This is a genomic window from Rhodococcus sp. NPDC080181 (genome assembly GCF_040702225.1).
Lineage (GTDB): Bacteria > Actinomycetota > Actinomycetes > Mycobacteriales > Mycobacteriaceae > Rhodococcoides > Rhodococcoides fascians.
On sequence record NZ_JBFBKN010000064.1, the window covers coordinates 1 to 1,447 of the forward strand.

The 1,447-nt window shown below is 62.5% G+C and carries 1 protein-coding gene; it reads left to right on the top strand.

What is annotated here, in order from left to right; translation table 11 throughout:
• The first annotated feature begins 230 nt into the window (after positions 1-230).
• On the top strand, positions 231-1,424 hold the full coding sequence (locus AB0O58_RS26700) for an IS110 family transposase (protein WP_366239036.1): 1,194 nt from the start codon (positions 231-233) through the stop codon (positions 1,422-1,424).
• The last annotated feature ends 23 nt before the right edge of the window (positions 1,425-1,447 follow it).

Sequence of the window (1,447 nt, forward strand, 5' to 3'; positions counted from 1 at the left end):
CCGTTATCTTTTAGCTGGTCCTTGAAACCGAGGGCTACGGTCGCCAGACCCGGTATGACTTCTCGCCCCTGTCATCAATGATCCGGGGGGTGGTGTCGCCGGGTGTGGGGGCGTCGACGGACCGCTGATAGGGACAGGGCCGCTGATCGTGAGCAGGTCTCTTCATAACGTGGGTGTCGGGTGTTGACGTCGGATCGGCGACCGGTGGTAACCGGACGAAGGACTGCTTCATGGACACGAGTTACGCCGTGTTTTGCGGCATCGACGTGGGAAAATCCGAACATCACGCCGTCGGTCTCGCCGTCGACGGCACCCGTCTGTACGACAAAGCCCTACCCAATGACGAGGCCCGCCTACGCGCTGTGTTCGACCGCCTCGCCACACACGGACCTGTGTTGATCGTCGTCGATCAACCCAACACGATCGGTGCCCTGCCGGTCACCGTCGCCCGCTCCTGCGGTCACCAGGTCGCGTACCTACCGGGTCTGTCGATGCGCCGCATCGCAGATCTGTATCCCGGGCAAGCCAAAACCGATGCGCGGGATGCGTTCATCATCGCCGACACGGCCCGGACCATGCCCCACACGCTGCGACGAGTAGATACCGGTGATGACACACTCGCCGAGCTCGATGTGCTGATCGGTTTCGATGACGATCTCGCCGGCGAAGCAACCCGCATCAGCAACCGAATCCGCGGACTGCTCACCGGCATTCACCCCGCGCTCGAACGAGTCCTCGGACCTCGTGTGACACACCCCGCCGTGCTCGAGATCCTGTCCCGCTGCGGTGGCCCAGCCGGCATCCGCGCCGCCGGTAAACGGAAACTGACCGCTATCGCAGCCAAAAACGCACCCAGGATGGGGGCAAGACTGGTTACGGAAATCTACGCCGCACTCGAATCTCAGACGGTAGTGGTGCCCGGGTCCGCGGCTGCCGAGACTGTTCTACCCAAACTGGCGGACTCGCTCAAAGAGACACTGCAACAACGGAAAACAATCGCTGCGGACGTCGAGAGGATGCTCGATGCCCACCCTCTTTCCTCGGTCCTGATCTCGATGCCAGGCATCGGAATCAGGACAGCAGCACGCATCCTCCTCGAAGTCGGTGACGGTTCGGCATTCAAATCAGCCGGACACCTCGCCGCGTACGCCGGCATCGCACCCGTGACCCACCGATCCGGAACCTCGATCCGAGGTGAACATCCCGCGAGGTCGGGCAACCGGAAACTCAAACGCGCGTTGTTCCTTTCGGCGTTCGCCGCGCTGCACGACCCCACCAGCCGCGCCTACTACGACCGAAAACGAGCCGAAGGCAAGAAACACAACGCAGCCCTCATCTGCCTCGCCCGCCGCCGATGCGACGTCCTGTTCGCCATGCTCAAGACCAAGACTCTGTACCAACCGCCCACGACACAAGCCGCTTGACAGAAACCATAGGGACACCCCCC